Origin of the sequence: Corynebacterium sp. AOP40-4SA-5 (assembly GCF_052377355.1) — a bacterium.
Taxonomy (GTDB): Bacteria; Actinomycetota; Actinomycetes; order Mycobacteriales; family Mycobacteriaceae; genus Corynebacterium.
In genome coordinates this window covers 1-1,454 of record NZ_JBQSWS010000054.1, presented here as the reverse complement: position 1 = coordinate 1,454, position 1,454 = coordinate 1, and the positions used below count along the sequence as shown (strand labels likewise).

General features: G+C 62.3%; 1 protein-coding gene. It reads left to right on the top strand.

The features are described from left to right. Positions 1–120: 120 nt before the first annotated feature. On the top strand, positions 121–1,359 hold the full coding sequence (locus ACT3S3_RS15220; RefSeq protein ID WP_444627012.1) for an IS256 family transposase: 1,239 nt from the start codon (positions 121–123) through the stop codon (positions 1,357–1,359). Positions 1,360–1,454 lie beyond the last annotated feature (95 nt).

The following is a 1,454-nucleotide window of genomic DNA, read 5'->3' as shown; positions in this document are numbered from 1 at the left end:
GGTTACGTCCTCTAGCGTGGTGTATCTGTAACTGCTGGTGCCCACCCCGTCAACGACGACGGTGACCACCGCAGGTACCTTTCGACTCAACTCCTACATATCCTCGAAAGGGACTCCACGATGGCCACCAGCCCCCATCATATCGACCCGTCCACCTATCTCGACGAACTGCTCACCCAGGCATCCCCGGATCTGATGCGCCAGATGCTGCAGAGCTTCATCAACCAGATTCTGTCCACCCAGGCCGACCAGGTCTGCGGCGCGGACTACGCCACCACCAGCGAGTTCCGCACCAACACTCGCAACGGTTACCGCCACCGCGACCTCGACACCCGCGTCGGCACCGTCGACGTCGCAGTTCCCAAGCTCCGCTCCGGCTCGTTCTTCCCTGACTGGCTGCTGGAACGACGAAGCCGGGCCGAACGAGCCTTGAGCACCGTCATCGCGACCTGCTATCTCAAGGGTGTGTCCACCCGCAGGATGAATGACCTGGTCGCCAGCCTGGGGATCACCAACCTGTCGAAATCGCAGGTATCCGACATGGCCAAGGACCTCGACATCATGGTCGAGGACTTCCGCCACCGCCCACTCGACGGTGGACCCTACCTGTACGTGTCCTGCGACGCGCTGACGATGAAAGTCCGTGAAGGCGGACGGGTCGTGAAAACCTCCGTGCTGCTGGCCTGCGGGGTCAACGTGGAAGGCTACAGGGAATTACTGGGCATGCAGGTCGCCACGGCAGAGTCCGTGGCCTCCTGGACCGGGTTCTTCCGCGACCTGAAGGCCCGCGGACTGGAACAGGTCTTCCTGGTCACCAGTGACGCTCACCTGGGCATCCAGCACGCGGTCGGCGAGGTCCTGCCGAACGCGTCATGGCAGCGCTGTCGGACACATTTCGCCAAGAATCTGTCGTCGATGGTCCCCAAGACGCAGTGGCCGACACTGTCGGCGATGTTCCAGACGATCTTCCAGCAACCCGATGCCGCCGCGGTGTGGGCCCAGGCCCGGGAGGTCGTCAGTTTCTGCGAGCACAGGTTCCCGAACGTCGCCAACTACCTGGAGGAGGCCCTTGATGAGCTCTTGGCATTCACCAGCGTGCCGAAGGCGGTGTGGACGAAGGTGTGGTCTAACAACCCCACCGAGCGGCTGAACCGTGAGATTCGCCGGCGTACCGACGTCGTGGGGATCTTCCCGAATCGTGACGCGGTGGTCCGGTTGGTCGGGGCGGTGCTCGCTGAGCAGCACGATGACTGGATTCAGCAGAAGCGCTACATGTCGTTGACGAGTCTGGAGCAGACCAGGACGATGATGAACGCCAACGTCATCGACGCCGACGTCACCGTGCAGGAGGCAGCATGAGCTGGACTCGCTATCAGGCTCGTGACGGTCCCTGACCTGGAGTCAGACGCACTGTTTCAGCGGAAGGGAGATACACCACTTCCCAGGACTTGACC